This window comes from Sphingomonas sp. PEI4 (assembly GCF_056679955.1).
In genome coordinates this window covers 188,179-209,991 of sequence record NZ_CM155258.1, presented here as the reverse complement: position 1 = coordinate 209,991, position 21,813 = coordinate 188,179, and the positions used below count along the sequence as shown (strand labels likewise).

13 protein-coding genes are annotated in these 21,813 nt (G+C 65.5%); 7 read left to right on the top strand and 6 right to left on the bottom strand.

The window, feature by feature from the left end; translation table 11 throughout:
* Positions 1-34 precede the first annotated feature (34 nt).
* The 4 genes from AC1MLZ_RS00945 to AC1MLZ_RS00930 form a co-directional block, all read right to left on the bottom strand.
* On the bottom strand, positions 35-2,716 hold the full coding sequence (locus tag AC1MLZ_RS00945; protein WP_480960028.1) for a TonB-dependent receptor: 2,682 nt from the start codon (positions 2,714-2,716) through the stop codon (positions 35-37).
* A gap of 388 nt (positions 2,717-3,104) precedes the next feature.
* A complete protein-coding gene (locus AC1MLZ_RS00940) occupies positions 3,105-5,987 on the bottom strand; it encodes a TIM-barrel domain-containing protein (protein WP_480960027.1) in 2,883 nt (960 codons plus the stop codon).
* A 37-nt stretch (positions 5,988-6,024) separates the two neighbouring features.
* Positions 6,025-7,665 (bottom strand): DUF5597 domain-containing protein, encoded by a 1,641-nt coding sequence (locus AC1MLZ_RS00935; RefSeq protein ID WP_480960026.1) that lies wholly within the window; start codon positions 7,663-7,665, stop codon positions 6,025-6,027.
* Complete coding sequence (locus AC1MLZ_RS00930; RefSeq protein ID WP_480960025.1) at positions 7,665-7,826, bottom strand: hypothetical protein; 162 nt, start codon at positions 7,824-7,826, stop codon at positions 7,665-7,667. Before AC1MLZ_RS00930 ends, AC1MLZ_RS00935 begins: the two co-directional genes overlap by 1 nt.
* Positions 7,827-8,022: 196 nt before the next feature.
* Here AC1MLZ_RS00930 and AC1MLZ_RS00925 point away from each other — a divergent pair, with 196 nt between their 5' ends.
* The 5 genes from AC1MLZ_RS00925 to AC1MLZ_RS00905 are packed head-to-tail and all read left to right on the top strand — an operon-like array spanning position 8,023 to position 13,166.
* Entirely contained in the window at positions 8,023-9,192 is a 1,170-nt protein-coding gene (locus tag AC1MLZ_RS00925) for a fumarylacetoacetate hydrolase family protein (protein WP_480961428.1), read from the top strand.
* A 4-nt stretch (positions 9,193-9,196) separates the two neighbouring features.
* Entirely contained in the window at positions 9,197-9,982 is a 786-nt protein-coding gene (gene xylB / locus AC1MLZ_RS00920; RefSeq protein ID WP_480960024.1) for a D-xylose 1-dehydrogenase, read from the top strand.
* A 1-nt stretch (position 9,983) separates the two neighbouring features.
* Positions 9,984-10,862, top strand: coding sequence for an SMP-30/gluconolactonase/LRE family protein (locus AC1MLZ_RS00915; RefSeq protein WP_480960023.1), 879 nt, complete (start codon positions 9,984-9,986; stop codon positions 10,860-10,862).
* Positions 10,863-10,905: 43 nt separating this feature from the next.
* Positions 10,906-12,321 (top strand): sugar porter family MFS transporter, encoded by a 1,416-nt coding sequence (locus tag AC1MLZ_RS00910; protein ID WP_480960022.1) that lies wholly within the window; start codon positions 10,906-10,908, stop codon positions 12,319-12,321.
* Positions 12,321-13,166, top strand: coding sequence for an aldose 1-epimerase (locus tag AC1MLZ_RS00905; protein ID WP_480960021.1), 846 nt, complete (start codon positions 12,321-12,323; stop codon positions 13,164-13,166). Before AC1MLZ_RS00910 ends, AC1MLZ_RS00905 begins: the two co-directional genes overlap by 1 nt.
* Before the next feature lie 282 nt (positions 13,167-13,448).
* On the opposite strand, the gene AC1MLZ_RS00900 is transcribed toward AC1MLZ_RS00905, so the two are convergent.
* Both AC1MLZ_RS00900 and AC1MLZ_RS00895 read right to left on the bottom strand, forming a co-directional pair.
* Positions 13,449-15,248, bottom strand: coding sequence for an IlvD/Edd family dehydratase (locus AC1MLZ_RS00900; protein WP_480960020.1), 1,800 nt, complete (start codon positions 15,246-15,248; stop codon positions 13,449-13,451).
* 43 nt (positions 15,249-15,291) lie between these two features.
* Positions 15,292-16,287, bottom strand: a complete 996-nt coding sequence (locus AC1MLZ_RS00895) for a LacI family DNA-binding transcriptional regulator (RefSeq protein WP_480960019.1) — start codon at positions 16,285-16,287, stop codon at positions 15,292-15,294.
* Between the two features lie 274 nt (positions 16,288-16,561).
* On the opposite strand from AC1MLZ_RS00895, the gene AC1MLZ_RS00890 reads away from it, so the two are divergent.
* Positions 16,562-18,115, top strand: a complete 1,554-nt coding sequence (locus AC1MLZ_RS00890; protein WP_480960018.1) for an aldehyde dehydrogenase (NADP(+)) — start codon at positions 16,562-16,564, stop codon at positions 18,113-18,115.
* Positions 18,116-18,493: 378 nt separating this feature from the next.
* Positions 18,494-21,643, top strand: a complete 3,150-nt coding sequence (locus AC1MLZ_RS00885; RefSeq protein WP_480960017.1) for a PAS domain-containing protein — start codon at positions 18,494-18,496, stop codon at positions 21,641-21,643.
* Positions 21,644-21,813: the final 170 nt, after the last annotated feature.

Here is a 21,813-nt window from a genome sequence, read left to right as displayed (position 1 = left end):
GGCGGCGCGACGGCCCGATACAGTACCCTCGGCATCAGAACTGCGCGCGCACCCCGAACAGGATGGTACGGCCGTAATTATTGATCTCGCCGAACTGGAGCTCCTTCTCGTTGTAGCTGTAGCTATTGGCATTGGCGATGTTGATCGCCTCGACGCTGAAGGTCAGGTCGCGCGTGGCGCGCACGGAAATATTGCCGTCCAGCGTGCCGAACGCCGCCACATAGGTCGGCACCTGCGTGGTACTACCGACCCCCGCCAGATATTTGTCGCGCCAGGTATACGAGATCCGCGCCGCCAGCGGCCCCTTGTCGTAGAAGCCGACCACGTTGAAGCTGTTCTTCGACAGGCCGATCAGCTGATCCTTGATCGGTCGCGCGCCCGCGGTGTAGCTCGCCTGCACCGAGGTGTGGGTATAGGATGCCTGTACCCCAAGCCCGTCGAACGGCGCCGGCAGGAACGTGAACACCTGGTTATAGGCCGCTTCGGCGCCGTAGACCTTGGCACTGCCGCCGTTCACCTGCGTGCTCAGCAGCACCGTGCCGCGGCCGGGGATCTCGACGTTGATGTTCTGCGCGGTGATGTAATCGTCCATCGCCTTGTAGAACAGCGCGCCCGTCAGCGAGCCGGAGCGATTGAAATACCATTCGAGCGATCCGTCGAACTGCGTGGCGAGGAACGGTTGCAGCGCCGGGTTGCCGCCGCTCGCGGTGGCCTGGTCGGTCGAGACGCTGATCTGCGGTGCGCTCTGCGTCACGTTCGGGCGCGTGAGTACCCGGCTGGCGGCAAGGCGCCCGACCAGATCGCGGGTCAGCTCGGCGCGCAGGTTGACGCTCGGTAGCCAGTTGCTGAACGTCTGCGGGAAGCTTGCGGGCGTGGAGACGTTACCCGTCGTCAGCGTGCCGCTCGCGACCTGATCGGTGTGGACGTAGCGCACGCCGATATTGCCGGTAACCGCGACGCTACCAACGGGGAATGCATAGTCCGCGCGGATATAGCCACCCGCCGTCTTCTCGGTCACGACATAGGAGGCTCGCATGTCGCCTGCCGACAGCGGGCTGTTGGCGATCGCGTCGGTGAACAGCTTGTCGTAGAAGACGCTGGTGATTGGCACGAGCCAGGTGCGCGGGATGTTGCCGTCGACGCCCGACAGGAAATCGTCGAACGGGAGCTGTTCGAAACCGTTGGGCGCGAAGCTGGTGAGCGATGTGTTGGCGGCAGGATTCACCGTGAAATCGCGACGGCGGTAATCGCGCTTGCGCCAGTGATATTCGCCGCCCGCTGCGAGCTTGGTGATGAAGCCGTCCATCTCATGGTCGACATCGAGCCGACCGTATGTATCCCAATCCTTGCTGTTCTTTGGCGCGATATTGAACGGGTACAGTGTATAATTGGCGGGATCGAGGACGTTGACCGGGGTCGAGATCGTCGGCGCCACCTTATACCCGCCGGATGTGTCATAGCTGAGCGGCGCGAAGAACTGGATGCGGCTGCGCACCGTGCCCTCGGCGTAGCTCGGGTGATAGCTGTGCGCGAACGACCAGTTGGCGTTGGCGACGACGTTCCAACCTTCAGGAGTCCAGGCCTGCTTCAGCCCTACCGTGATCAGGTCGTGGCGGTTGAGGCTGTATTCGCGCGTGCCCATGAAGCGCACGTCGTTGATGGTCGCGGCGGCGACGGTGTTGCCGTCGAGTTTAACCGAGCCGGGCACCAGCACTGGCCTGTGACCGGCGACGCTGGCATCGTCCGGATAGATGTCGAGCCCGTATTCGTCATAGGCGATGTCGAGCCGGGTCGCGAGCACGTCGAGCGTGGTCTCCAGCTCGGGGCTTGGCTTCCACTGTGCCGAGATCATGCCCGACAGCCGCTTGCGATCCTCCGTCTCCACGGTCGGCCGCGTGCGGCCCGGCGTGTAAAATCCCGTACCGAGCGCTGAGGCGAACTTATCGAGGTACCAGCCGGTGTTGTAGGAACGGTCGTTACGCACTTCCTTGCCCCAATATTGCGCGCCGGCGAGGATGCCGAACGTGCCGTCTTCGGTCTTGGCGCTCGTCAATATCGTGGCGTTGGGCTTCACCTTGTCGGTCAGCGTCGTGTAGGTGCCGCGCAGGTTGAGCGTGGTCTTGTTACCGACGTCGAGCGGACGGAAGGTCTTCACGTCGATGTTGCCGCCCAGCGCGCCTTCGGTCATGTCGGGCGTCGGCGTCTTGACCACGTCGATCTGCGATACGAACTCGGCCGGCAGCATCTCGAAACGGAACTGGCGCCCGTTCGCGCCGCCATTCTCGATCAGGTCGTTGATCGCGACCGGGCGCCCGTTGAGCAGCGTGCTCTGGAACTGCGGACCCAGGCCGCGGACGCTGACGTACAGCCCCTCGCCGCGTGGGCGCGTTATGGTCACGCCGGGGATGAGCTGGAGCGCTTCCGCCACGTTCTGCGCGGGAAACTTGCCGATGTCCGTGGCGTTGATTGCGTCCACCCCGTACGCGGCCCGCCGCTTGGTCTCGGTCGCGGCGGCAAGGCTTCGCGCATAGGAGCCGGTGACGACGATCTCCCCTGCTGCATCGTCGGCGGCATCCGTGGCTATATCGGCGGCGGGCTGCTGCCCATCCGTCCTGGAGGCGCCGACGCTGGTTTGCGCGCCAACCGACTGGGCGGCGCCGAGCGCCGCGAACGTAAGCGGCAGCGTCGCCCAAAGCAGGCGCGAATGATGCAACATGTCGTGTGTTCTCCCTCGGCCCGTGCGGTCCGACTGAGCGTCGCTCTAGAAAACACATGTTGCGCTACGGTGGCAGTATCGTTTCGCCATCGTTACGACTATGTTTCACGAATGTTGCATCGGGTAACGTGCAAGCGCCGCAGATATTCCACAGGGTATCGTAGACGCTGGTTTTGCCCGATTTAAATCGAAATTGCATGCAAGCTGGTTTCTCGCACCGGGTTTCGATCATACGGCGCGATGGCGAGTTTAGCGGTTCACTGAACTACTAAATCCGGCGGTTACCTCGATGCCACCGGGATCGCACCCGCGGCGGCGGCAAGGTGGACGCCGGAACAGGTCCGGCATCATTGAGGAGTATCCCCGGCCAGAGCCGGAGCCCGGGTTCTCACCGACCGGGCCGCTTCACCTCCACCACAGCCCCGCGATACGTCACCGTCGCATCCCCCGCCCCGTCCAGATCGAGAGGACGCCCAGCCGTCATCCACCGCACCCGCACCGTCCGGCTCGCAGGCATGGCCTTATATCCCTGCCCTTCGCGAGCCCCGAGCGTCACCACCCCGGTTGTGTCGTCGTACGTCACCGGGATCCGGCTGTACGCGCCACCGCGATACTGCTCGCTGGTGCCGTCATCCTCATACAACCCAAAGCTGCCGTTCGCGCCGGTATAGACCGCCAGCGTCAGCGGCGCGTCCGGCTTCTGGTCGACATATTGCGTCACCGGCCCCATCGGCACGATCGCGCCCGCCTTCACGAACAGCGGCATCCGCTCGAACGGCGCGGCCACCGTGACCGTCTGCCCGCCGCGATACACCTGCCCGGTGTGGAAATCATACCAGCTCGCCGTCCCCGCCGGCAGATACACCGCGCGCGACCGCGCCTTGTATTCGGTCACCGGCGCGACGAGGAAGCTGTCGCCGAACAGATATTCGTCGTTCACCTTCCGCGCCTGCACATCGTTCGGATAGTCCATCACGAGGCCGCGCATGATGCTGCCGTCCTTGAACCACGTCTCGGCCGCCACCGTGTAGATATAGGGCATCAGGCGGTAGCGAAGTTGGTCGTACCAGACCATCGAGTCGCGCATCGGCGAGCCCTCGGGCGAGATCTCGTAGATCTCGCGGAACGGCGCCTCGCCGTGGCTGCGGAACAGCGGGCTGAACGCACCGAACTGGAACCAGCGCAGGTTCAGCTCGCGCCACTCGTCCAGATTGGCAGCGGTCGGCGTCTTGCTCGCATAGCGATCCTCCAGCGCGAACCCGCCGATGTCGTGCGTCCAGTTCGGAATGCCCGACATCGAGATGTTCACGCCCGCCGAAATCTGGGCGCGCAGATCATACCAGCGGCTCGCCACGTCGCCGGACCACACCGCCGCACCCTCGCGCTGCAACCCGCCAAAGCCCGACCGCGTCAGGATGAAGGGACGGACGTCCGGCTTATACTGCCGCCAGCCGTCATAGACCGCACCGACATGCACCAGCGGATAGCTGTTGAAATACTGCGCGCCCGGCCCCGCCGCAGTCGGCCCCATCGTCGCTATCCGCTCGGGGATCGACAGGTTCGAATGCACGTCGGGCTCGCTCGCATCGAGCCACCATGCATCCGTCCCGATCTTCGCCAAGCTATCCTTGATCTGTCGCCAGTAGATCGTCCGCGCCTCGGGCGCATACGGATCGTAATCGGTGTTCGCGTAGCCCTTGCCGACCCAGTCCATGTTCTTGACGTCGAGATTGTTGCGGTAGGTGTAGCCCTTCGCCGCGAGCTCCTTGTAGTTCTCGGTCGTCGGATAGAATTTCGGCCACACCGAGATCATGAAACGCGCATTCATGTCGTGGATCTTGTCGATCATCTTCTGCGGCTCGGGGAAGCGCGCCTTGTCGAACGCGTGGCTGCCCCACGCGTTTTCGGGCCAGTAAAACCAGTCCTGGACGATGTTATCGAGCGGGATCTTCAGGTCGCGGTACTTTTTGACGACGTCGACGACCTCGTCCTGCGTGTTGTAACGCTGGCGCGACTGCCAGAAGCCGTAGGCCCATTTCGGCATCATCACGGCCTTGCCGGTCAGCTTGCGATAGCCCGCGACGACCTCGTCCATGTCCTTGCCGGGCACGTACCAATAATTGACCGACTTCGCGATATCGCTGGTGAACCACACCGAATGGCGATCGGGCGCCGCCAGCGGATTGTTGTGGAGCAGCGCGATGTAGCCCGCGTTCGGCTCCCACTCGATCCGCACTGCGACGCGCTTGCCCTTGGTCATCGGCAGGTCGAAATTCGCGTACCATGGGTTCCAGTTCTGGCGCCAGCGGTTCAGCACCTCCTTGCCGTCCGCGAACACCTTGAAATAGCTCGATCCGTAGAGCTGGAACTTGTGCACGCCGCTGATGTCGGGCGTCACGTCGCCGGTCCACACGACCTTCTGCGTCTCGACCGCATTGCCCGCGGTGTTCTGGCCACCGGTCGCGGCAACCGTCTTTGCCTTCGCAGCGGCGGGCCACTTAGCCTGATCCTTGATATACTGGTAGTTGATCGACGCTTCCTGCTGCGTCACCGCGAGCCGGTCGCCGAGGTAATATTGGGCCGTAAAGCCCGGCTTGCCGCCGCTCGTCACCTTCAAGCCATCGGTGCCGACCAACGAGTATGGCCGCGGGTTACCGAAGCGGGTGATGCCGTCATTATCCCACAACAGGCCGTAGTTGCGCGTCGAGACGACGAACGGGACGGCGATGTCCATGTTGTGCTGCGCGAGTTCGACATCCTCGCCATTGTAATCCATCTGCGCGTTCTGGTGCTGGCCGAGCCCGTACAGCCCCTCGTCCGTGCCGCGGTTGAATTGTTGCGAGGCGACGACGAACGGCTTTCCATCCGCATTCGTTGCGGCGAACGCAGGCGCGGCGGCCTGGTCGAGCACGACCTTGCCCGTTGCGTCGAGGAAGCGCACGCGGCCGGTCTTCAGATCGACCTCGGCTGTGTCGCGCGCGGTCGCGATCAGCACGCGCTTGCCCTGCTGCGTGACGGTGTACTGCCCCGCGATCGGCGGGGTCGGGACCATCAGGCTCGGCGCGGTCGTCACGCGCGTCGGGCTGGCGACGACGTGGATGATCCCGTCGCCGTGCACCGTCACTTCGACCCAGCCCGCAGGACCGCTCGACGGCGCGACGCCGATCCCGTTCGTGATCTTTTCGAAGCCGCCCTTGGCGACCTGCGCTTGCGCAAGTGCCGGGGTAAGTGCGCTGCCAGCCAGCAGCAGGCCAAAACCGAAAGCCTTCATCATCGTCATCCTTTGATATCGCCGAGCTTCGCGCTCGTTATTTATAGCTGCCCATGGTCACCTTCAGGATGACCGGCGTGATGAGGTTGATGCCGTAATCGGTCTGGTCGCCGTTCCACACGCGGCTCATCACCCAGCGCCCGTCGACCACGCGGCCTTCCTCGACGCGGAATACCGAACCGTTCTTGGGACCATCCTTCGCGGTGCCGAAGTTCAGCCGGACATGATCGCCAACCACGAGGAACTCGTTCCGCGACAGATGCGCGACCGCGACACCGCCTACCGCTTCCTTCGCCCAGACCGGGGGCTCGGACTTGATCCAGGTCCAGTCCTTCTGCCCGAACTGCCACTCGCCATAGCTCGTGCCGATCGTCCAATCGCCCATCGTCGTCGTCTGCGCGGCACCATCGTCAGGCTTCGCCGCCCCCCAAGTCGGATGCTCGAACGCGATCTTCGCCCAGTCACTGCCCATCGTCGCGAGTGCGCCGTATTTCAGTCCGATCGCGTCGAGCGTCTCATTATCGAGCGCCTTCGCCCCGAGCGGGTAGTTGAAATACCCGGTGTCATCCATCCCGAACGGCGCATAGCCGATCGCGCCGCGGCCGAGCGCCGCCCAGAAAAAGCGCGCAAATTCCTTTGCGTTGCCGATCTCGGGGACCATCAGCGCGTTATCGGGGCGCGCATAGGCGTCGAGGTACAGCGCGACGTGCGCGGCATCGCGGTCGTAGATGTCGGGTGCCTGGAAATCGAGCGCAGGCGCCGCCGCCTTCCAGATATCGAGCACGTCCTGCTGCGGCCCACCGCTTGCGACACCGGTCGGGTCGGGCACGTTGGACGGCCCGGCGAGCGACGCGTTGACGTACATCGGCAACGGCTTGATCGCCTTCCCCGCCGCCGCGATCTCGTCGACGAAGCGCGCGGTGTGCCAGGTGTTGAACGCGCGATCCGCCTGCGCTCCGAACATCTGAGTCCAGGATCCGCCCGGCTTCTTCAGTGCCTTGGCCAACTCAGCGGGTACGGGTTTCGCGAACACCGCGTTGGCCTGAGCGCCGTAATCGCGTGGCGACCGATAGCTGCCGACCTCGTTCTCGGGCTGCACCATGATCACCGTGTTTTGCGGATCATGCGCCTTGAGGTACTTCATCACCTCGACGAACGCGCGCTTGTCAGCCTCCAGCGTCGCGCGGAACATCGGCGAATGGACATAATGATCGGTGCCGTCCTTCAGCTTCATCCGCGGAAAACGGCGGTTGTCGGCCTTGAACCAGTCGGGCGTGTAGCCGGGCGAGGTATTCTTCCACGTCCCGAACCAGAGCAGCACGACGCGCTTGTCATGCACCCGCGCCTGATCGAGCAGCGTCTGGAGGAAGCTGAGGTCGAACTTGCCCTCGACCGGCTCGACCTGTTGCCAGGCGATCGGAATCTCGACCGTGTTCGCATGGATCCGGTCGAGCATCGGCCACACCTGCGGCAGCGCGGCGGCGTAGTTGCTGCTGTTGTTGACCTGCCCCGCCAGCATCAGGAACGGTGCGCCGTCGACGATCAGGGCGTGCCGACCGTTCTTCGTCACCAGCCGCGGGATTTCGGTCGCGGTTTGCGCGGACGCGGGCGCGACGCCGGCGATCATCGACGCGGACAGCGCGAGGCCGGCCAGCACGCTCTTCATACGAACCATCATCAATCCTTCTTCGCAAAAGCGAGGCCGCCATCGCCGATCAGCCGACCGTCGATACCGAAATACACCGGAGAATCAGCGTGGAAGCAGTCGGCGACGGCAACGAATGATATCGTTACCATCCACGCGTTGGCCGTTGCGGGCGTCATGCTGCGCGTTGCCATAAAGTCGCCTCTCCCTGCTCGACGCGATCGCGTCGTCCGTGCTAATCGCACATCTCATTTATAAGATTAATGTCGCCCATTTGCATTTTACGCAAGTCGGATCGACAATAGCCTTACACGATGGGATGCCGCATTGGGGGCTTGACGCTGTCGCTGTGCAGCATACGGTACCGCTAACAAACCTGGAGGGGATTACATCGTGGAGATCGCATTCGCGTCGGCGTGGGCCTTGCCCGCCGATTGGGAACAGGCGGCATTGCTCGGCCGGATCGACCTGGGCGACGGGCCGACCCCGGTCATCGTCCGCGGCGGTCGCGTGTATGATATGTCGCATGTCGCGCCGACCGTCGCCGATCTGATCGCGAGCGGTAAGTTCGACACCGGCGCGGGTACCGATCTCGGCCATCTCGACGATCTGTCGCTCTCTCCCGATGCCACCGCGGACGTTCGCCTGCTGAGCCCGATCGACCTCCAGTGCGTCAAGGCTTCCGGTGTCACCTTCGCGGTCTCCGCACTCGAACGTGTGATCGAGGAACGCGCACGCGGCGATGCGTCGGCTGCCGTCGCGGTTCGCGCCCGGCTCGAGGAACGCGTGGGTGGCAGCATCCGCTCGGTCGTCCCGGGCTCGCCCGACGCAGCCGCGCTCAAGGCTGCGCTGATCGAAGACGGCATGTGGTCGCAATATCTCGAAGTTGCGATCGGCCCCGATGCGGAGATCTTCACCAAAAGCCCGACGCTTTCCACGATCGGCTGGGGTGGCGAGATCGGCATCCGATCCGACTCGACCTGGAACAACCCCGAACCCGAAGTCGTCCTGATCGTCGATCGCACCGGCCAGACCGTCGGCGCGGCGCTCGGCAACGACGTCAATCTGCGTGATTTCGAAGGGCGTTCGGCCCTCCTGCTCGGCAAGGCTAAGGACAATAACGCGTCCTGCTCGATCGGCCCGTTCATTCGGCTCTTCGACGAAACGTTCGGCATGGACGACGTTCGTGCGGCGCAGATCGCGCTGACGATCGAGGGCGCCGAAGGCTACCGGCTCGACGGCAGCAGCTCGATGGACCAGATCAGCCGCGATCCCGAGGAACTCGTCCGCCAGGCGATGAGCGAGCACCAATATCCCGACGGTTTCGTGCTGTTCCTCGGCACGCTGTTCGCGCCGACGCAGGACCGCGACGAGCCGGGCCGCGGCTTCACGCACGCGGTCGGCGACGTCGTCACGATCTCGAACCCGAAGCTCGGAGCGCTCGTCAATCCGGTGACGACGTCGAAGGATGCCGCACCGTGGAATTACGGGATCGGCGATCTCATGCGCAATCTGGCAGGTCGTGGCCTGCTCGCGCCCACCAAGAACCAGGGAGCGTAAGCCCGTGTTGCAGAAGACCCAAGCCGCCGACCAGACGGCGATCTATCCCAGCCTCAAGGGCAAGCGCGTCCTGATCACCGGCGGCGCGTCGGGTATCGGCGCCGGGCTGGTCGAGGCGTTCGCGCGGCAGGGCGCGCATGTCGCGTTCGTCGACATGGCCGAGGACGCGGCCAACGCGCTGATCGAGACGCTGACGCCCGACGTCGCGACCGCACCGATCTTCCTGCCGCTCGACCTCCGCGATATCGAGGCGCTGAAGACGACGGTTGCAACGATCGAGGACCGGCTCGGCGGGATCGATATCCTGATCAACAACGCCGCCAACGACGATCGCCATACGATTGACGAGATCACCCCTGAATATTGGGACGAGCGGATGGCGACCAACCTGCGCCATCTGTTCTTCGCAGGGCAGGCCGTGGTGCCATCGATGAAGCGCGCCGGCGGCGGCGTGATCCTCAATTTCGGCTCGATCTCCTGGCATCTCGCGCTGCCCGAACTGCTGATCTACCAGACCGCCAAGGCCGGCATCGAGGGCATGACCCGCGCGATGGCGCGCGATCTCGGTGGTGACGGCATTCGGGTGAACACGATCGTCCCCGGCAACGTCGAGACGCCGCGCCAGCTCAAATGGTACACGCCCGAGGGCGAGGCCGAGATCATCGCGGCGCAGTGTCTCAAGACCCGCGTCCAGCCCGCCGACGTCGCGGCACTGGTGCTGTTCCTCGCGTCGGACGATGCGCGGATGTGCACCGGCCACGATTATTTCGTCGATGCCGGGTGGCGCTAAGATGACGAACGAGATCACGGCCGAGAGCATCTGCGAGGTCGGCGCGACGCTCGGCGAAGGCCCGATCTGGGTCGAGCGCGACGCCGCACTCTGGTTCGTCGATATCAAGGCGCCGTCCGTGCACCGCTTCGATCCCAAGACGACGACGCTCGACACGTGGGAAGCGCCCGATCAGGTCGGCTGGGTGATCCCCGCCAGCGATGGCGGCTTCCTCGCCGGGATCCGCGGCGGCCTTCACCGGTTCGACCCCGCAACGGGTGTGTTCGAACATCTGGTCGCGGTTCACCCTGAAACGCCCGGCAACCGCCTCAACGATGCCGCACGCGATCCCTCAGGCCGCGTCTGGTTCGGAACGATGGACAATGCCGAAGAGGACGAGACCGGCCATGTCTACCACTGGCATGACGGCGCGCTGACCAAGACGGGCATTGCGCCCGTCGTGATTACCAACGGCCCGGCGATCTCGCCCGATGGCGGCACGCTCTACGCCGTCGATACACTCGGCAAGCAGATCGACGCGTATCCGATCGACGCCGACGGCCAGCTCGGCGTGCCGCGCGTGTTCCTGACGGTCGGGCCCGATGACGGCCACCCGGACGGCGCGATCTGCGATTCCGAGGGCGGCGTCTGGGTCGGCTTCTTCGGCGGCTGGGCAGCGCGACGCTATGCCGCCGATGGCAGCCTTACCGATATCGTCCGCTTCCCGGTGGCCAACGTCACCAAGATCGCACTCGGCGGTCCCGATGGGCGCACCGCGTATGCGACAACCGCCGCCAAGGGGCTCGACGACGACGCCCGCACAGCCCAACCGCTCGCCGGCAATCTCTTTACCTTCCGCGTCGCCGTGCCCGGCGTGCTCGTAGACCCCATCACACTATAATGCGCCAAACGCCGCCAGAGCGTTGCACCAGAGAGGAAAACCAATGACCATTGCGGCAGATTCCGGCCAGCATGTGAACCGAGCGCTCATCGCGATGATCGTCATCGTCGCGACGATCGGCGGGTTCATGTTCGGCTATGATTCGGGCGTCATCAACGGCACGCAGGCAGGACTCGAAAGCACGTTCGCGCTGTCGTCGCTCGGCACCGGCTTTACCGTCGGCGCGATCCTGATCGGCTCGTCGGTCGGTGCATTCATGGCCGGCCGGCTGGCGGACAATCTCGGCCGCCGCAACGTCATGATGATCGCCGCCGTGCTCTTCATCATCAGCGCTCTTGGAGCTGGCGCGGCAACGTCCGCCACGATGTTCGTTCTCGCGCGCATCATCGGCGGTCTCGGCATCGGTGCCGCCAGCGTGCTCGCGCCGGTCTACATCTCCGAGGTAGTCCCCGCGAACGTTCGTGGCCGGCTATCGAGCGTGCAGCAGATCATGATCATCACCGGGCTCACCGGGGCGTTCGTCGCCAACTGGTATCTCGCGCGGATCGCCGGGTCGTCCACCGCGCTGTTCTGGCTCGATTATCCGGCATGGCGCTGGATGTTCTGGATGCAGGTCATCCCCGCCGCGATCTATCTCGTGACGCTGTTCCTGATCCCCGAAAGCCCGCGCTTCCTGGTCCTCAAGGGGCGTTACGACGAGGCCGAAACCGTCCTTACGCGCTTGTTCGGAGCCACCGAAGCCAAGCGGAAAGTCGCCGAGATCCGCGGTTCGCTGTCGGCCGACGCGCATCGTCCCAAGCTGTCGGACCTGATCGACAAGGCGAGCGGCAAGATCCGCCCGATCGTCTGGACCGGCATCGGCCTCGCGATCTTTCAGCAGTTCGTCGGCATCAACATCGTGTTCTATTACGGTTCGGTGCTGTGGCAGTCGGTCGGCTTCAGCGAGAGCGATGCGCTGCTGATCAATATCCTGTCGGGTTCGCTGTCGATCGTCGCCTGCCTGCTCACGGTTGCGCTAGTCGACAAGGTCGGGCGGAAACCGCTTCTGCTGATCGGGTCTGCGGGCATGACCGTCACGCTCGCGATCGTCGGCATCTGCTTTGCCAGCGGTGCGATCGTCGAGGGTTCGCTGCGGCTGTCCGACCAGAACGGCCTGATCGCGCTGATTGCGGCCAATGCGTATGTCGTGTTTTTCAACCTGAGCTGGGGCCCGATCATGTGGGTGATGCTCGGCGAGATGTTCCCGACGCAGATCCGCGGTTCGGGTCTGGCCGTCGCCGGCTTTGCGCAGTGGTTCGCCAACTTCGCGATCTCGGTGAGCTTCCCGACGATGGCGATCTCGCTCGGCCTGTCGCTCACCTATGGCTTCTATGCGCTGTCGGCGTTCGTCTCGTTCTTCTTCGTGTGGAAGATGGTCTCGGAGACGCGCGGTCGCGAACTCGAGGACATGGTCGGCTGATGCTGCACCTCGAAGTGGGCGACTGGAGGCTCGCGCTCCAGCCGGAACTGGGCGGCACGATTGCCGCCCTTACCTACCAGGGCCGCGATGTGTTGCGCCCGACGCCGACGGGCGCGACCAACCCGCTGGAGACCGCGTGCTTCCCGCTGGTGCCGTATGCGAACCGGATCGCCGACGGCCGGTTCGTGTTTGCGGGGGAGCCTTACGTCCTGCCCCGCAACATGGAGGGGCAGGATCATCCGCTCCACGGCGTCGGCTGGCTGCGTGGCTGGGACGTGCAGGCGTCGGATGCGGGCTCGGCGGTGCTGGTCCACATCCACGAAGCCGACGCCAACTGGCCCTGGTCCTACCGCGCGGAACAGCATGTCTCGTTGGACGAGTCCGGGCTGCGCGTGTCGCTGTCGGTCCAGAACACCACCGACCGGGCCATGCCCGCCGGGCTGGGGTTCCACCCCTATTTCCCCGCCACCGACGACACGCGCCTGAGCTTCGACGCGAAGTCCGTCTGGCTCGCCGACGACGCGATGCTCCCGACCGAGCGGACCGGCGCGACACACTTCGCGGACTGGTCGGAGGGGGATGCGGTCGTGCGCGAGTCGCTGATCGACAACGCCTATGAAGGCTGGAGCAGGGAGGCGACGATCGCGACTCCAGACTTCACGATCACGCTGACCGGAGAGGGCACGCCCTATCTCCACGTCTTCACGCCGCCTGGTTTGGGGTTCTTCTGCGCCGAACCGGTGAGCGACATGCCGAACGCGCTGAACTTGGCGGACCCGATGATCCTGGCACCGGACGAGACCCGGACCATCGCTATGTCGCTGACGATTGCTCGGGCCTCGTAGTCACCGTTCACCGCCAGACCGTCACCCCAGCGAAAGTTGGGGTATCCCCCCGGGGCAGATGACACTCGCCAAACGGTGAGATCCCAGCGTTCGCTGGGATGACGATTGGGAAGCGGGGCGGCGGTGAGAAGCGCGGGCCACGCAGCCGACCCTATCTCCGTCATCCTGACGAAAGTCAGGATCCAGAGTAACTTAGCACAGCGCGCGTGGCTCTGGATCCTGGATCAAGTCCAGGATGACGAGGGAAGGACGCCGTGTACCGAACACGACGCCCCCCAGACCCTAGTGGTTATGCCGAGGCGTCTTCGCCGAAATCCCGCGATACTTCACCGCGAAGTCGAGCACGCCGCCTTCGGCCAACTGCCCGGTCTTCTCGCGGTAGAGCTCTTCCCACGGCGTATTGCTCTCGGGCACCGGGGGCAGCCCCTCACCCTTGCGCCGCGCGATCTCGTCGGGCTCGACCAGCGCATCGCACCGCCCCGCCACCAGATCGATCCGCACCACGTCGCCCGTCCGGATCCACGACAGTCCGCCGCCGACAGCGCTCTCGGGCGAGACGTTCAGGATCGAAGGGCTGTCCGACGTCCCCGACTGCCGCCCATCGCCCAGCGTCGGCAGCGCCAGCACGCCGCGCTGGATCAGCGCGTCGGGCGGCTGCATGTTCACGACTTCCGCCGAACCCGGCCATCCGATCGGACCCGCCCCGCGGATCACCAGGATGCACCCCTCGTCGATATCGAGCGCAGGGTCGTTGATCCGGTGATGATAATCGTCCGAGCCCTCGAACACGATCGCCCGCGCCTCGAAACGATCCTCGGCCCCCGGCGTCGACAGGTACCGCTCGCGGAACGCCGGCGAGATCACCGAGGTCTTCATGATCCCGAAATCGAACAGATTGCCCTTCAGCACCAGGAACCCAGCCCGCTCCATCATCGGCGCGTCGAACGGCTTGATCATCTCACGATCACGCGTCTCGCGCCCTGCGATGTTCTCGCCGATCGACCGCCCAGTCACCGTCAGGCAGCTCGTGTCGAGCTTCCCGCCCGCGATGAGTTCATGCAGCACCGCCGGCACACCGCCAGCCCGGTGGAAGCGCTCGCCGAGATACTTGCCCGCCGGCTGCATGTTGACCAGCAACGGCAGGTCGTAGCCGTGATCCGACCAGTCCTCGGGGTACAGCGTGACACCAGCATGCTGCGCCATCGCCATGATGTGCGGCTGCGCGTTGCTCGACCCGCCGATCGCGCTGACCAGACGGATCGCGTTGAGGAAGCTCTCGCGCGTGAGAATCTTCGACGGCCGCAGATCTTCATACGCCATGTCGACGATCCGGCGGCCGGTCTCGTACGCCATCTGCCCGCGCTCGCGGTACGGCGCGGGAATTGCCGCGCACCCGGTCAAAGACAGCCCGAGCACCTCGGCGACCGCGTTCATCGTCGACGCCGTGCCCATCGTGTTGCAATGCCCCGCCGACGGTGCGCTGTCGGTCGCACGGTTGAGGAACTCCTCTTCGTCGATCTCGCCAGCCGCGAGCTTCCGCCGACTGCGCCAGATCACCGTTCCCGACCCGACCAGTTCGCCGTCATGCCAGCCGTCGAGCATCGGCCCGCCCGACAGCACGATCGCTGGAATATCCACGGTCGACGCCGCCATGATGCCCGACGGCGTGGTCTTGTCGCAGCCGGTGGTCAGCACGACCGCATCGATCGGATAGCCGTACAGCGTCTCGACCAGCCCCAGATACGCCAGGTTGCGATCGAGCGCCGCAGTCGGCCTGCGGCAATTCTCGAAGATCGGATGGACCGGAAACTCCATCGCGATGCCGCCTGCGTCACGAATCCCGTCACGCGTCCGCTTGGCGAGTTCGAGATGGATGCGGTTGCAAGGGCTAAGGTCGCTGCCCGACTGCGCGATGCCGATGATCGGCCGCCCCGAGCGTAGCTCCGCCGGGGTCAGCCCGTAATTCATGAAGCGTTCGAGATAGAGCGCGGTCATGTCCGAGCGGGCGGGATCGGCGAACCAGTCGCGCGATCGGAACGGCTTCACCGGTACACGGTCCACTGCAAACTCTCCTGAACGCATTCGATTATCTTATGGGAGCGCTACCGCGACCACCGGGAGTCGGTCAAGCGCGCACGCTTGCGGGCGGGCGCCGGCGCGGTGCCGCATCCGACTGTCGCCGGACCAGCGTATAGTCGAGTACGACGTGGCCGTTGTGATCCTTGCCGCCGCCACGACGATGCGAGATCGCCGCCACGAGCAGTTCGACCGCCGCACGCGACATGTCCGCGATCGGCTGATGGATGGTGGTCAGCTCAGGCCAGATCGTCGTCGCGAGCGCGCTGTCGTCGAACCCGCACACGGTCAGGTCGCCCGGCACGTCCAGCCCGCGGCGATGCGCCACCGCGACGCTCGCCGCCGCCATGTCGTCGTTGCTCGCGAAGATCGCGGTCGGCGGGTCCTTCGCGTCGAGCAGTTGCTCCGCGCCATCGAGCCCCGATCGATAGGTGAACAGCCCGCCGACGACGAGAGAATCGTCGGCCGGCAGCCCGGCATCCGCCATCGCCGCCAGATAGCCCTGGTGGCGCAGTGCGCTGGCGGTCTGGTTCGGGTTGCCGATGATGAACCCGATTCGCGAATGCCCCAGTTTCACAAGATGTTCGGTCATCGCGCGCGCCGCTTCGAAGTCGTCGATCGTGACCGCCGCCGACCCGCTTGGCGGCGAGCCGGTCGCCACGACGACGGTCGGCACGCCTGCCTCCGTCAGCACGTCGAGCACGGCGCGTGAATCACATAGCGGCGGCGGCAGGATCACGCCGTCGATCCCGCTCTCGATCATGTGCCGCGCCACCTCGATCTCGTGGTCGCCGATGTCGCATTTCTCGACGACGAGTTGCACGTCGCTGCGGCTCGCCTGTTCGAGGCTGCCGACCAGGAACTCGCTGAGATAGGCCGAACTCGGGTTGCTGTAGAGCAGCCCGATCCGCATCTGCCCGCCCCCCGCGAGGCTGCGCGCGGCGCGGTTCGGCGCATAGTGGAGCGTGGCGATCGCGGCGTTGACCGCGTCCCGAGTCGCCTCGCGCACCTTGGCTTCGCCATTGATGACGCGCGATACGGTCATCGGCGAAACACCGGCGAGCGTCGCCACATCGGAAATAGTCGGTGCTCCGCTCCGGCGTCCGGTTGCGGTGCGCGGCTTGCGCGTAATTGTCCCCATCACCGGTGTTTAGCAGGGGAACGCGGGATAATCAGCCTGCAATCGATAGCATCGGGCACATCCCCGTCTGAGCAAGCTTGGCTTGCGTGTTATCGCTCCCAACCTTACTTCATGGTCAGCATCATTCGCGGTTCTGCCCTCGATCGGCATGACCGCTCCGAACGCTTGGAGATTTGACATGGACGGTACCTTCCCGATCGGCGCACGCGCCGTAAGCAGCGACGTCACCTTCCTCGCGATCGATCCGTCGACCGACGCGAAGATCGAGCCCGCCTTCGCGGTATCGAGCGAGGCCGACGTCGCCGAGGCGTGCAGGCTCGCCGAGGCAGCGTTCGACACCTTCCGCGAGACGGACCCCGAGACCCGCGCGAAATTCCTCGAGACGATCGCCGACGAGATCGAGGCGATCCACGATCCGCTCGTCGCCCGCGCCCTTCAGGAAAGCGGCCTCCCCCGCCCGCGCCTCGAAGGCGAACGCGGTCGTACCACCGGCCAGCTCCGCCTGTTCGCAAAGCACCTCCGTCAGGGCACATGGGCGTCGGTCATCATCGACGAAGCACAGCCCGAGCGTAAGCCCGCCCCCCGTCCCGACCTGCGCCAGCGCCGCATCGCGGTCGGCCCGGTCGCGGTGTTCGGCGCCTCGAACTTCCCGCTCGCCTTCTCGGTCGCGGGCGGCGACACCGCGTCGGCACTCGCCGCCGGTTGCCCGGTCGTGGTCAAGGGTCATCCCGCGCATCCCGGCACGTCGGTGATGGTCGGCAAGGCGATCCAGGCCGCGGTCGCCAAGTGCGGCTTGCCTGAGGGCGTGTTCTCACTGGTCCAGGGTCCCGCGAACGAACTCGGCGCAGCTTTGGTCAAGGACGCCCGCATCAAGGCGGTCGGCTTCACCGGCTCGCGCGGCGGTGGCCTTGCGCTGGTCGCACTGGCTGCGGCCCGTCCCGAGCCGATCCCGGTCTATGCCGAAATGAGCAGCGTCAATCCGGTACTCCTGTTCCCGGCAGCCCTCGCGGCGCGCGGCGAAGCGCTCGGCAAGGCCTATGTCGGTTCGCTGACGATGGGCTCGGGCCAGTTCTGCACGAACCCCGGCATCGTCATCGCGGTCGATGGTCCTGAGCTCGACGTTTTCGTCGAAGCCGCCGCTGCCGCGCTTGGCGAAGCCGCGCCGCAGGTCATGCTGACCCCGGGCATCTACGCCAGCTACGACAAGGGCGTCGCGGCGCTTGCCGGTCACGATGCAGTCGAGACGGTCGCGCGCGGCACCAAGGCCGAAGGCGCAAACCGCGGTCGCGCCGCGCTGTTCTCGACCACCGGCAAGGCGTTCGTCGCCGACCCCGCGCTGTCGCACGAAGTGTTCGGAGCAGCCTCGATCATCGTCCGTTGCGCCGATCTGGCCGAAGTCCGCCAGGTCCTCGAACAGGTCGAGGGTCAGCTGACGATCACGCTGCAGATCGACGAGGGTGACTACACGGACGCCGCAGCACTCGTGCCGGTGCTCGAACGCAAGGCCGGTCGCATCCTCGCGAACGGCTGGCCCACCGGCGTAGAGGTGGCCCCTGCCATGGTACATGGCGGCCCCTTCCCCGCCACCTCGGACCCGCGCACGACCTCGGTCGGCACGGCAGCGATCGAGCGCTTCCTGCGCCCGGTCTGCTACCAGGACCTCCCCGACGCGCTGCTCCCCAAGGCCGTCAAGCACGACAACCCGCTCGGCCTTCCGCGCACCGAGGGCTGATCGGCTGATGAGAGAGGGGGCTGTCGGATGGCCTCCTCCTCCTTGTTCTCCCGCGAAGGCGGGAGCCCAGCCTGGATCCCCGCCTTCGCGGGGAAACATGCTTGCTTGATCACAAAAGCCACCACCCCGGCGAAGGCCGGGGCCCAGTTGGAGAGGTGGTCGTAACGGAGAGCAACGCTCCGTTTAGCGACGTCACCCAATTGGGCCCCGGCCTTCGCCGGGGTGGTGCGGGGTGCTGGGTGCTGGGTGCTGGGTGCTGGGTGCTGGGTGCTGGGTGCTGGGTGCTGGGTGCTGGGGTATGGCTGGATGCACGCTTCCATGCGCCCCCAACCATCCCTAATCATTGACACGCGCGCGCCACATACTCACTAGTCCGGCATGACAACCCCTGGCTCGTCGCGCACCATTTCCCTGCCATCCGATCTCGGCAGCTACATCGACGAATTGACCGACGGAGGGCATGGCGACGCTGCCGCCGTCGTCCGCACCGCGCTTCAACAGATGCGCGACCGCGACGCTGCAACGACAGCCTTGCTGGAAATCCTGGTCGGCGGTGGCGAATGCGGCCTGCTCGTCCGCCAGCGCGACTGGAGCGCGACGTCGCTCGGCCCGATCGACTCATGGCCCCCCGAACTCCGCGTCACGCTCGCCAACATCCTCAACTCGCCCGTAGCCAAGGTCGTGATGTGGGGCCCCGAGCACATCATGCTCTACAACGACAGCTATCGCGCAGTCGCAGGAGATCGCCACCCCGCAGCACTCGGCAGCCCGGTCGCGACCGCGTTCCCCGAAGTGTGGGACTGGAACCGTGCCGTCCTCGAAGCGGGGTTCCGCGGCGAGACCGTCGCCTATCGCGACCAGCCGATCCTGTTCCAGCGCCCCGATGGCCCTGAAACGCTGACGCTCGACCTGTTCTACACGCCGGTCTACTGCGCCGGCGGCCCCACTCGCAGCATCGTAGCGGGCAGCATCGTCGGCGGCGTCCTCTGCACGATGGTCGACAATAGCGGCCGGGTCGAAGCCGAACACCGCCTCGCCGCCAGCGAAGCCGAACTCCGCCGCGTCACCGACGCCGTGCCGATGCTCATCGCGTACGTCGATCGCGATCACGTCTACCGTCTCGCCAACGCGCAATATGACGAATGGCTCGGCGTCGCGCCCGAGACGATGATCGGCAAGCCCGTCCGCGAGGTGCTCGGCGAGACCGTCTACCAGGATCGCCGCCCCTCGTTCGAGCGCGCGCTGGCCGGCGAGAGCTTCATCGCGCAGACCGTCTTCCCGCACCGCGACGGCCGCCCGCGCCGCGCCGAGTTTCGCTACGTGCCGCACACCGTCGCGGATGGCTCGATCGCCGGCATCTACGTGCTCGGCATCGACGTCGAGGAGCGCGCCGAACGCGAGGCGGCACTCGGCATCAGCAACGGCCGGTTCCGCACTGCGATGGACGCGGTTCACGGCGTGCTCTGGACCAACAGCCCCGACGGCCGGATGCTTGGCGAACAGCCGGGGTGGGCGACGCTCACGGGCCAGTCGATCGACGAATACCAGAATTTCGGCTGGGCCGATGCGATCCACCCCGACGATGTCGCGGCGACCTTCAAGGCGTGGACCAACGCCGTCCTGAACAAGTCGATGTTCGTGTTCGAGCACCGCGTCCGGCGACATTGCGGCACTTGGCGCACCTTCGCCGTCCGCAGCCTCCCGATCCTCGACTCAGGCGGCGAGGTCATCGAATGGGTCGGCGTCCACACCGACATCACGCATCAGCGCGCCGCCGAAGCCGCCTTGCGCGAACAGGCCGAAGCGCTCGCCCGTCAGGTTCGCCACCGCGAGCGCGCCGAGGATCAACTCCGCCAGCTCAACGAGACGCTCGAGGCGCGCGTCATCGCCGAGATCGGCGAGCGCCGCGAGGCCGAAGCCAAGCTCGCGCAATCGCAGAAGATGGAGACCGTCGGCAAGCTCACCGGCGGCGTCGCGCATGATTTCAACAATTTGCTCCAGGTCGTCTCGGGCAACCTCCAGCTGCTCGGCAAGAACCTGGCCGGCAACGAGCGGGCAGAGCGCTGGGTCGCCAACGCGATGGCGGGCGTCACGCGCGGGTCGAAGCTCGCGTCGCAATTGCTGGCGTTCGGGCGTCGTCAGGCGCTCGAGCCCAAGGTCGTCAACGTCACGCGGTTCGTGCGCGGGATGGACGACATGCTGCGTCGCGCGATCGGCGAGGGCGTCGAGATCGAGACGGTGGTCGGCGGTGGCCTGTGGAACACCTTCATCGATCCCGCCCAGATCGAGAACGCACTGCTCAACCTCGCGATCAACGCGCGCGACGCGATGGACGGCCAGGGCAAACTCACCATCGAACTCGGCAACGCCCACCTCGACGACGCCTATGCCCGCAGCCACGAGGAGGTCGAGGCCGGCCAGTACGTCTTGCTCGCGGTATCCGATACCGGCAGCGGCATGAGCCCCGAAATCATCGAGAAGGTGTTCGAGCCGTTCTTCTCGACCAAGAGCGAGGGCAAGGGTTCGGGGCTGGGCCTGTCGATGGTCTACGGCTTCGTCAAACAGTCCGGCGGCCATGTGAAGATCTATTCGGAGGTCGGCGAAGGCACGACGATCAAGCTTTATCTGCCACGCGCGATGGAGAGCGAGGACGTCGAGGTCGTTGCCGATGCGGGGCCGATCTGCGGCGGCACGGAGACGGTGCTGGTCGTCGAGGACGACGACGAGGTCCGCACCACCGTGGTCGAACTGCTGACCGATCTCGGCTACAGCGTCCTGAAGTCGGTCGACGCGGCGAGTGCGCTCAACGTGGTCGAGAGCGGCGTGCCGATCGACATCCTGTTCACCGACGTGGTGATGCCCGGAACGCTGAAAAGTCCGGAACTTGCCCGCAAGGCAAAGGAACGGCTGCCGAACCTCGTGGTCCTGTTCACGTCGGGCTATACCGAGAACTCGATCGTTCATGGCGGCAAGCTCGATGCGGGCGTCGACCTGTTGTCGAAGCCCTACACGCGGGAGGCTCTGGCACGGAAATTCCGCGAAGTGCTGGCCAATCGGCAGCGTGGCGACTCTCCTGCCGCCAAGGTCGCTCGCGATGCGCGTATTGAGGCGGAGCGACGGATGGACGCGTCGGCACGGCGCACTGTACTGCTGGTCGAGGACGACGAGATGATCCGCGCGAACACCGCCGAGATGCTGCAAGGGAGCGGCTTCGTCGTGGTCGACGCGGCGAGTGCGGAAGACGCGATGACCGCGCTTCAGACCGTACCGATCGATGCGCTGGTGACCGACATCAACCTGCCCGGCGTTTCGGGACCGGACTTCGCCCGCACCGCGCGCGCCTTGCGGCCGGGTGTCGGGATCGTTTTTGCGAGCGGTGACACCGCGTCGGTCGAGGGCGATACGGACGCGATCATGCTGGAGAAGCCGTATGGGCTCGACGCACTGACAGCGGCGGTGCTGGCTTCGCTTGGCGAAACGGCGCTGGCGGAGCCGCTTGCGGCGGACCGGGTGGACTCGGCGGAGTGAACCTGCCGGCAGTTTAACGATCCTCCCCCGCCAGGGGGAGGTGGCAGGCGTAGCCTGACGGAGGGGGAGGATAAGGTGACCGATGTTCCGTGTCCTCCCCCTCCGTCACCTTCGGCGACACCTCCCCCTGGCGGGGGAGGATTCTCACAAGAACCGCCGGTTTTACCGAG

Excerpts from the sequence above, each read along its gene's own strand:
- AC1MLZ_RS00885 (WP_480960017.1), top strand. The coding sequence starts at position 18,494 with ATGACAACCCCTGGCTCGTCGCGCACCATTTCCCTGCCATCCGATCTC.
- AC1MLZ_RS00900 (WP_480960020.1), bottom strand. The coding sequence starts at position 15,248 with ATGCGTTCAGGAGAGTTTGCAGTGGACCGTGTACCGGTGAAGCCGTTC.
- AC1MLZ_RS00915 (WP_480960023.1), top strand. The coding sequence starts at position 9,984 with ATGACGAACGAGATCACGGCCGAGAGCATCTGCGAGGTCGGCGCGACG.
- AC1MLZ_RS00930 (WP_480960025.1), bottom strand. The coding sequence starts at position 7,826 with ATGGCAACGCGCAGCATGACGCCCGCAACGGCCAACGCGTGGATGGTA.
- AC1MLZ_RS00940 (WP_480960027.1), bottom strand. The coding sequence starts at position 5,987 with ATGAAGGCTTTCGGTTTTGGCCTGCTGCTGGCTGGCAGCGCACTTACC.
- AC1MLZ_RS00945 (WP_480960028.1), bottom strand. The coding sequence starts at position 2,716 with ATGTTGCATCATTCGCGCCTGCTTTGGGCGACGCTGCCGCTTACGTTC.
- AC1MLZ_RS00890 (WP_480960018.1), top strand. The coding sequence starts at position 16,562 with ATGGACGGTACCTTCCCGATCGGCGCACGCGCCGTAAGCAGCGACGTC.
- AC1MLZ_RS00910 (WP_480960022.1), top strand. The coding sequence starts at position 10,906 with ATGACCATTGCGGCAGATTCCGGCCAGCATGTGAACCGAGCGCTCATC.
- AC1MLZ_RS00935 (WP_480960026.1), bottom strand. The coding sequence starts at position 7,665 with ATGATGGTTCGTATGAAGAGCGTGCTGGCCGGCCTCGCGCTGTCCGCG.
- AC1MLZ_RS00895 (WP_480960019.1), bottom strand. The coding sequence starts at position 16,287 with ATGACCGTATCGCGCGTCATCAATGGCGAAGCCAAGGTGCGCGAGGCG.
- AC1MLZ_RS00905 (WP_480960021.1), top strand. The coding sequence starts at position 12,321 with ATGCTGCACCTCGAAGTGGGCGACTGGAGGCTCGCGCTCCAGCCGGAA.